Origin of the sequence: Stenotrophomonas sp. TWI819, from assembly GCF_039673075.1 — a bacterium.
Classification (GTDB): domain Bacteria; phylum Pseudomonadota; class Gammaproteobacteria; order Xanthomonadales; family Xanthomonadaceae; genus Stenotrophomonas; species Stenotrophomonas rhizophila_B.
Genome location: NZ_JBDJKY010000004.1, coordinates 333422 through 342356 on the forward strand (window position 1 = coordinate 333422; position 8935 = coordinate 342356).

The 8935-nt window shown below is 66.9% G+C and carries 7 protein-coding genes; 4 read left to right on the plus strand and 3 right to left on the minus strand.

All coding sequences use genetic code 11. From position 1 onward, the window contains the following. Positions 1-3 precede the first annotated feature (3 nt). From glpK to ABE463_RS08115, 3 genes are all read right to left on the minus strand, one after another. Complete coding sequence (gene glpK, locus ABE463_RS08105) at positions 4-1503, minus strand: glycerol kinase GlpK (RefSeq protein ID WP_346467798.1); 1500 nt, start codon at positions 1501-1503, stop codon at positions 4-6. A 48-nt stretch (positions 1504-1551) separates the two neighbouring features. Next, positions 1552-3045 carry a glycerol-3-phosphate dehydrogenase gene (glpD, locus tag ABE463_RS08110; RefSeq protein ID WP_346467799.1) on the minus strand — a complete coding sequence of 498 codons (1494 nt, stop codon included), beginning with the start codon at positions 3043-3045 and terminating at the stop codon, positions 1552-1554. A gap of 148 nt (positions 3046-3193) precedes the next feature. Next, positions 3194-3826: an OmpW family outer membrane protein gene (locus ABE463_RS08115; RefSeq protein ID WP_019183623.1), complete on the minus strand. Its 633-nt coding sequence runs from the start codon at positions 3824-3826 to the stop codon at positions 3194-3196. Between the two features lie 192 nt (positions 3827-4018). Between ABE463_RS08115 and ABE463_RS08120 the strand changes: the two genes are divergently transcribed. The 4 genes from ABE463_RS08120 (at position 4019) to lpdA (ending at position 8629) form a co-directional block, all read left to right on the plus strand. Continuing rightward, positions 4019-4540 carry a DNA-deoxyinosine glycosylase gene (locus tag ABE463_RS08120; RefSeq protein ID WP_346467800.1) on the plus strand — a complete coding sequence of 174 codons (522 nt, stop codon included), beginning with the start codon at positions 4019-4021 and terminating at the stop codon, positions 4538-4540. Between the two features lie 200 nt (positions 4541-4740). Then, positions 4741-6150 (plus strand): dihydrolipoyllysine-residue acetyltransferase, encoded by a 1410-nt coding sequence (gene aceF / locus ABE463_RS08125; protein ID WP_346467801.1) that lies wholly within the window; start codon positions 4741-4743, stop codon positions 6148-6150. 29 nt (positions 6151-6179) lie between these two features. Then, positions 6180-6794, plus strand: a complete 615-nt coding sequence (locus ABE463_RS08130; RefSeq protein ID WP_259259630.1) for a hypothetical protein — start codon at positions 6180-6182, stop codon at positions 6792-6794. A 17-nt stretch (positions 6795-6811) separates the two neighbouring features. Beyond that, positions 6812-8629: a dihydrolipoyl dehydrogenase gene (gene lpdA / locus ABE463_RS08135; RefSeq protein WP_346467802.1), complete on the plus strand. Its 1818-nt coding sequence runs from the start codon at positions 6812-6814 to the stop codon at positions 8627-8629. Positions 8630-8935 lie beyond the last annotated feature (306 nt).

The following is an 8935-nucleotide window of genomic DNA, read 5'->3' on the forward strand; positions in this document are numbered from 1 at the left end:
GCGTCACCCCACGCGGAACCCCATCGTCGCCTCCACCGCCTGCTGCCAGCCGGCGTACAGCGCCTCGCGCTGATCCACCGGCATCTGTGGGGTGAAGCGGCGATCCACCGCCCATTGCTCGGCGATCTCCGCCCGGCTGCTCCAGAAGCCAGTGGCCAGCCCGGCCAGATAGGCCGCGCCCAGCGCGGTGGTTTCGGCCACCTGTGGGCGCAGCACCGGCACCCCCAGGATGTCGCTCTGGAACTGCGCCATGAAGTCGTTGGCGATCGCGCCACCATCGGCGCGCAGCTCCCTCAGTTCGATCCCCGCGTCGGCCTGCATCGCCGCCAGCACGTCGCGGGTCTGGTACGCCATCGATTCCACCGCCGCGCGGATGAAGTGCTCCTTGGTGGTGCCGCGGGTCAGCCCGAACATCGCGCCGCGCACATCGCTGCGCCAGTACGGGGCCCCAAGCCCCACGAACGCGGGCACCAGGTAGACGCCGCCATTGTCCGCGGCACGCTCGGCGTAGGCTTGGCAATCGCTGGACTTGCCGAACATGCGCAGCCCGTCGCGCAGCCATTGCACCACCGAGCCGGCGACGAAGATCGAGCCCTCCAGTGCGTACTCCACACGTCCATCAATGCCCCACGCGATGGTGGTCAGCAGGCCGTTGCCGGAGCTCACTGCCTTCTCGCCGGTGTTCATCAGCATGAAACAGCCGGTGCCGTAGGTGTTCTTGGCCATGCCCGGCTCGAAGCAGGCCTGGCCGAACAGCGCGGCCTGCTGGTCGCCGGCGATGCCGGCAATGGGCAGGTGCTGATCGAAGAAGAACTGCGCCCGGGTGGTGGCATACACCTCGCTGGAACTGCGCACCTGCGGCAGCATTGCGCGCGGGATGTTGAACAGGGCCAGCAGTTCATCGTCCCACTGCAATGCATGGATATCGAACAGCAGCGTGCGCGCAGCATTGGTGACATCGGTGACGTGCGCCTGGCCGCCACTGAGGTTCCAGATCAACCAACTGTCGATGGTGCCGAACAGCAGTTCGCCGCGCTCGGCGCGTGCCTGCGCACCCTCCACGTGATCGAGGATCCAGCGGATCTTCGTCGCCGAAAAATACGCATCGATCAACAGCCCGGTCTTGCGCCGGATCAGCGGCTCGTGGCCATCGGCCTTGAGCTGTTCGCAGATCGCATGGCTCTGCCGCGACTGCCACACCACGGCGTTGTGGATCGGCTGGCCGGTGGCCTTGTCCCAGACCACCGTGGTCTCGCGCTGGTTGGTGATGCCGATGCCGGCGATCGTGCGCGGGTCCACCTGGTAGCGGTTCAACAGCTCGGTGATCGTGGTGTAGACGCTGGTCAGGATCTCGCGCGGGTCATGCTCGACCCAGCCCGGCTGCGGGAAGATCTGGGTGAACTCGCGTTGCGCGCTGCCGGCGATGCGCCCGGCACGATCGAACAGGATGGCGCGCGAACTGGTCGTGCCCTGGTCGATGGCGAGCACGTAGTGCTTGTCCATGGTCTGCTCCGTGGAAATCGATGCTGTGAGGCGTAACAGGCGTACAGCCTACGGCATCGAAACACGCGCCTGCAGGGTGGCGGCCAATGCCTCTCGCTGTGCCGCGTCCACGCGCAAGCCCAGGTGGCTGCGGCGCCACAGCACGTCGTCAGCGGTGCGGGCCCATTCGTGCGCGATGAGGTAGTCCAGTTCGCGGTCGTAGAGGCCGCCGCCGTGGTCCTGGCCCAATGCGTCGAGTGTCTGTGCGCCGGCGAGCAGCCCGTCCGCACGGCTGCCGTAGCTGCTGGCCAGGCGCTGCAGCAGGACAGGGGGCAGGCGAGGGTGGTCACGCTGCAGCGCCCCGGCCACTTCAGCGGCCGTGCCGCCATTTCCCCCCGGCAACGGCGGCCCACCGGCGGTCCATGCCGCGCCCATCTCCGGCAGTGAGGGGGAGAGCCGCCCCAGCGCTTCCTCGGCCAGTGCGCGGTAGGTGGTGAGCTTGCCGCCCAGCACGCTCAGCAGCGGCGCGCCGGCCGTATCCAGTTCCAGCCGGTAGTCGCGCGTGACCCGCGATGCATCGCGGTGATGATCGGCCAACAAGGGGCGCACCCCGCTGTAGCGCCAGACGATGTCCTCGGCGCGTACCGGAACGCGCACAAACCGGTTCACCGCCTCGAGCAGATAGGTCTGTTCGTCGGCGCGGGGCTGCACCTGCGCCGGGTCGCCGTCGTAGTCGGTATCGGTGGTGCCGATCAGGGTGAAGTCCTGTTCGAACGGAATCGCGAACACCACCCGCTGGTCGGGTTGCTGGAACAGGTACGCACTGTCATGGGCGAACAGGCGCGGCACCACCAGGTGGCTGCCCTGCACCAGTCGCACTCCCAACGGAGCATCGAGTCCGGCCCGTTCCAGCACGGCACCGGCCCACGGCCCACTGGCATTGACCACGCAGCGGGCGCGGATGCGCTGCACGTCGCCGTTGGCGGTGCGCAGTACGGCCCACCAGTGATCGTGGTGGCGGATCAATTGTTCGCAGCGGGTGCGTGTGCGGATGTCGGCGCCGCGCTCATGCGCATCGAGCGCGTTGAGCACCACCAGCCGGGCATCGTTGACGCGTGCATCGGCGTAGGTGAAGCCGGTCCGGTAGGCGGGCTGCAATCCAGCGCCGCTCGGATCGCGCTGCAGGTCGATGCGCTGCGAGCGCGGAAAATGGGGATTGGCATGGCCAAGGTGGTCGTAGAGCCACAGGCCCGTGCGCAGCATCCACGCCGGGCGCAGATGGCGCGCATGCGGCAGCACGAAGCGGGTCGGGGCGATCAGATGCGGTGCAAGCTGGCGCAGCGTTTCGCGCTCGTTGAGCGCCTTGCGTACCAGCGCGAACTCGCCCTGCTGCAGGTAGCGCAGGCCGCCATGGATCAGCTTGGTGCTGGCGCTGGAAGTGTGCGCGGCCAGGTCATCCTGCTCGCACAGGCAGACCGACAGGCCGCGTCCTGCTGCGTCGCGGGTGATGCCAGCGCCGTTGATGCCCCCGCCCACCACCAGCACGTCGAAGGATTCGCTCATCGGCTCCCCGGGGCGGACCGGTCGGGTCCATCGTCACCCCAGTGTCGGCCACCGGCCGGCAACGCCCGATGAAAGTGGCGGTCCCCACAACGACAACGGGCCCGCGAGGGGCCCATTGTGCGTACTGCGTGGAAGCGCAGCGGCGTGCTTAGAAGCGCGCGCCGATGCCGAAGCCCACGGTCCACGGATCCAGCTTGGCCTTGTCGCCGGTGCCTTCACCGTTGACGGTCAGCTCCGGGCGCGAATGCATGTAGCGGGCATCGGCACGGGCGAACCAGGTGCTGTTGATGTTCATGTCCACGCCGACGGTGCCGATCGCGCCCTTGGCGGTCTTCACGCCGATGTGGCCGATGTCGCTGGCGAGGTCTTCATTGCTGAAGTTGGACTCGTAGTAACCGGCGCCCACGAACGGACGGAACACGTTGTCGGCCTGGCCGAAGTGGTACTGGCCGCTCAGCGCGATCGGCTGCTGCTCGACCGTACCCAGGCGGGCGCCATCGGTGCCGCGCACGCGGTGATCGAACTTGTCGGCTGCGCCCCACAGTTCCACGGCCCAGTTGTCGTTGATGTAGTAGCTGAAGCTCAGGGTCGGGGCCGGGCCGCCGTCCACCTTGCGCACGCCATCGAGCGGATCGTTCTTCGGCTGCAGCAGCGAGACGCCGCCGACGACGGCGAAGTGCTTGCCAGAAGCGGTATCAACAGTGCTGTCCTGCGCGAAAGCAGCCGGCGCAAAAGCAAGAGCAGTCAGGGTAGCCAGGGTCAGGGTACGGATGGAGCGCATGGGGGAATCTCCTCAGGATGTTTTTGTTCTGGGCCCCGGTGTTGTGGGGCGAGGCAACCGTAGTCCCCGCAATATGAATCGCATCCGACGCACGTTAAAATTTAGTTGTTTCCATTCAGCGATCAGTGCGAAACCGCTGCATTTACGGGCGATGATGCGATGCCTGACATTCATTCATCTGGTGATGGTGTGATGGAAACCACAACGTGCATCGGCTTCCCTGCGCAGCTGAACGTCGACTGCCGCGTGCTGGTACTCGGCTCGATGCCGGGTGTCGCATCGCTGCAGGCGGCGCAGTACTACGCCCATCCGCGCAATCGTTTCTGGCCGCTGATGGGCGTGCTGTGCGGGATCGACGCGGCGCTTCCTTATCCGGATCGCGTGCGCGCGTTGAACGCGCGCGGTGTGGGCGTGTGGGATGTGATCGGGCAGTGCGAGCGACGCGGCAGCCTGGATGCGTCGATCGTGCGCGGCAGTGAAGTGCCCAATGCGCTTGGGGTACTGATCGACGGACTGCCTGCGCTGCGCGCGATCGCCTGCAATGGGGGCACCGCCTACCGCGCGTTCCAGCGTTTCATCCTGCCCACGCGGGTCGGCGCGGCGCGCGAGGTGACGGTCTGGTCGCTGCCTTCCACCAGCCCGGCCAACGCGGCCTGGCCGTTGACCCGGCTGGTGGAGGCGTGGCAACCGCTGGCCGATGCCATCCGGCGCTGAGGCGGGGACAGCGGCGGACAATACGGTACCGACTGGAAAATTCCGCTTTGCACTGTGCCAAGCCCAATCCGGCCAAAGCAGATGACTGCAACAGCCTGTCCGGGGACAGCGGCGCTGAAAATTCGCCAAGCTGGTTGGCGCTGGCGCGCGAAGCCCCCACAATAGGCGATTCCCTACACCAGATTGCCGGAGTTTTCCCCATGGCCGAAATCAAGGAAGCACTTGTCCCCGATATCGGTGACTACAGCGATATCCCGGTAATCGAGGTGCTGGTCGCCGTTGGAGATACCGTCAAGAAAGACCAGGGTCTGGTGACGCTGGAATCGGACAAGGCCACGATGGAAGTGCCGTCCTCGGTGGCCGGTATCGTCAAGGAAATCAAGGTCAAGATCGGCGACAACCTCTCCGAGGGCAAGCTCGTGGCCCTGATCGAAGTCAGCGAAGCCGCCGCCGCGCCGGCCGCTGCTGCTGCTCCGGCCCCCGCTGCCAAGGTCGAAGCCGCCGAGACCGCGACCAAGGTCGAGCCGGTCGCTGCCCCGGCCGAGCCGGACAAGCTGGCCGCCCGTGATATCGAGCAGTCCGCTGCCAAGCCGACCCAGCCGGCCCCGGCCCCGGCCGCCGCCGCTCCGTCGGCTGGCTCGCCGACCAGCCCGCCGGTGGCCTTCAACGCCGACAGCGTGCTGCCGCAGAAGGTGCCCTACGCTTCGCCGGCCGTGCGCGTGTTCGCCCGCGAGCTGGGCGTGGACCTGAACCAGCTGAGCGGCACCGAGAAGGGTGGCCGCATCACCAAGTCCGACGTGCAGAAGTTCGTCAAGTCGGCCCTGGCCGGCGGCGGCGCTGCCACCGGCGGTACCGTGACGGCCGGTGGCGGCCTGAACCTGCTGGCCTGGCCGAAGGTCGACTTCAGCAAGTTCGGTGAGGTCGAGGTCCAGCCGCTGTCGCGAATCAAGAAGATCTCCGGCGCGAACCTGGCCCGCAACTGGGCGATGATTCCGCATGTCACCCAGTTCGAGCAGGCCGACATCACCGAGCTGGAAGCCCTGCGCGTGGCGCTGAACAAGGAAAACGAGAAGGCCGGCATCAAGCTGACCATGCTCGCCTTCCTGGTCAAGGCCAGTGCTGCGGCGCTGAAGAAGTTCCCGGAGTTCAACGCCTCGCTGGATGCCAGCGGCGAGAACCTGACCCTGAAGAAGTACTTCAACATCGGTTTCGCGGCCGATACGCCGAGCGGCCTGGTCGTGCCGGTGATCCGCGACGTCGACAAGAAGGGTGTGGTGCAGATCGCGCAGGAATCCGGCGAACTGGCCAAGAAGGCCCGCGACGGCAAGCTCGGCCCGGCCGACATGAGCGGTGGCTGCTTCTCGATCAGCTCGCTGGGCGGCATCGGTGGCACCGCGTTCACCCCGATCGTCAATGCACCGGAAGTGGCCATCCTGGGCGTGTCCAAGTCGTCGATCCAGCCGGTCTGGAACGGCAAGGAATTTGCCCCGAAGCTGATGCTGCCGCTGTCGCTGAGCTATGACCACCGCGTCATCGACGGCGCACTGGCCGCCCGCTTCACCACCTACCTCTCGCAGGTGTTGGCCGACATGCGGCGCGTCCTGCTGTGAAGCAGGGCCTGGTCCTGGCCGGGCTGCTGATGGCGCTGCCGATGGCGCAGGCGGGCGCGCGCGAATGCGCGTCCGACCTGGGTCATGGCTGGCCACCGGCGGTCGGCAACTATGGCCAGGCAGTGGAAACCCTGTTCGACGGCAAGGCGCAGCCGGCGCTGTCACTGGTCAGCCTGCCCAAGAGTGGCGTGGAGACCGGCGTGGCGTTGCTGCCCGGTACCCAGGACCAGGAGTGGACCCTGCGCTACAGCCGGGCCGACAAGCGCGTCTACACCTGGAACAGCGGCGCCCGCCAGGGCGGCGTGGAACTGCGTGTGGATCAGGTGCCGGACCAGTACCAGGTCAGCATCCCGGCGCCGTTGGCGCAGCGGTTGCTGCACAGCTGGCAGGCCGCGCTGGCCGCGCAGGTGCCGGGCGACCGCAAGGCGCCGGTGCTGGACGGTGACGTGCTGTCCTTCACCGTGGATGGCCAGCGTTACAGCGGCACCCGGCCGGAGTGCGGCGCGGGCCGGCTGATGATGAAACAGGTGGCGCTGCTGATCGAAGCCAGCGACACCAAGGAAAAGAAGCTCGACCGTCGCTGGAAAGATCTGGACGAGTCGCTCGACGAACTGCAGCAACTGCTCGGCGGCAAGGCCGGCTGAGCACCAGGAGAACACGAATGGCCGCAATTGAAATCAAGGTTCCCGACATCGGCGATTACAGCGGTGTCCCGGTGATCGAACTGCTGGTCGCCGTGGGTGACACGGTGAAGAAGGACCAGGGTCTGGTCACGCTGGAATCGGACAAGGCAACGCTGGAAGTGCCGTCCTCGGCCGCCGGTGTGGTCAAGGAAATCAAGGTCAAGCTCGGCGACAACCTCTCCGAAGGCGACGTCGTGCTGCTGCTGGAAGCCGAAGGCGAGGCCGCCGCGCCTGCCGCGCCGGCCAAGGCGGAGGCGCCGAAGGCCGAGGCTGCCCCGCCGGCCAGCAAGCCGCCGGTAACCCCGTCGCACCGCGCCCCGGCCGAACCGGCCGCGCCGCAGCCGGCGCTGTCGTCGGGCAAGCCGGCCGATATCGAGTGCAAGATGGTGGTGCTGGGCGCAGGCCCGGGCGGTTACACCGCCGCCTTCCGCTCGGCCGACCTGGGCGTGGATACCGTGCTGATCGAGCGTTACGCCAGCCTTGGCGGCGTCTGCCTCAACGTGGGCTGCATCCCGTCCAAGGCGCTGCTGCACGCCGCCGCGGTGATCGATGAAGTCGCCCACGCCGGTGAGTTCGGCGTGGAGTTCGGCAAGCCGACCATCACCCTGGACAAGCTGCGCGGCTACAAGGAAAAAGTGGTCACCCAGCTGACCAAGGGCCTGGCCGGCATGGCCAAGCAGCGCAAGGTGCGCACCGTGCAGGGCCTGGCCAGGTTCGTCTCGGCCAACGAGCTGGAGATCGTCGGCGACGACGGCAAGACCCAGCTGCTGCGCTTTGAGCAGTGCATCATCGCCGCCGGTTCGCAGGCGGTGAAGCTGCCGAACTTCCCGTGGGACGACAAGCGCGTCATGGACTCCACCGATGCGCTGGAACTGGCCGACGTGCCGGGTTCGCTGCTGGTGGTCGGTGGCGGCATCATCGGCCTGGAAATGGCGACGGTGTATGCGGCGCTGGGCAGCAAAGTGACCGTGGTCGAGTTCATGGACCAGCTGATGCCGGGCGCCGACAAGGACCTGGTCAAGCCGCTGGCGGACCGCCTGAAGAAGCAGGGCGTCGAGGTCCACCTGAAGACCAAGGCGACCGACGTCAAGGCCGACAAGGCCGGCATCACCGTGTCCTTCGAAGCGGCCGTGGAAGGCGAAAAGCCGGGTCTGGACGCCAGCACCTTCGACCGCGTGCTGGTCGCGGTGGGCCGCTCGCCGAACGGCAAGAAGATCGATGCCGAGAAGGCTGGCGTGCAGGTCACCGACCGTGGCTTCATCCCGGCCGACCGCCAGATGCGCACCAATGTGCCGCACATCTTTGCGATCGGCGATATCGTCGGCAACCCGATGCTGGCCCACAAGGCCACGCACGAGGGCAAGCTGGCCGCGGAAGTGGCCGCCGGTGAAAAGAAGGAGTGGGTGGCGCGCGTGATTCCGTCGGTGGCTTACACCAATCCGGAAATCGCGTGGGTCGGCGTGACCGAAACCGAAGCCAAGGCCAAGGGCCTGAAGGTCGGCGTGGCCAAGTTCCCGTGGGCCGCCAGCGGCCGCGCGATCGGCATCGGTCGCACCGAAGGCTTCACCAAGCTGATCTTCGACGAAGAGACCCACCGTATCGTCGGTGGTGCGATCGTCGGCGTGCATGCCGGTGACCTGCTGGCCGAGATCGGTCTGGCGATCGAGATGGGTGCGGAGGCCGAAGACATCGGCCACACCATCCACGCCCATCCGACGCTGAGCGAATCGGTGGCGATGGCCGCGGAAATCTACGACGGTACGATCACCGATCTGTACATGCCGAAGAAGAAGTAATTGGTCGATCACCGCCGTTGGTGGTGGCTCCGATTCAACGAAAAACCCCGGTGAAAGCCGGGGTTTTTTGTTGCTGACGCTGAAGCTGAGGCTGGCGAAACATCATCTCTTGGGATCGCTTCGCTGCGCAGGCCAGGGCCCGCCGCGGCCGGCAGGCCGTTCGGCAAATGTCCCCCGGCATCCGCCTCACGGCGGCTGCCTCCTCCTTGATTTTGCCCCACCGCCTACCGGCCGCGGCGGGCCCCGTCCTGCGCCGCGAGCGCCGGAAGCTCAACAGCCGACCACCACCGGGATTTGTAGAGGCGG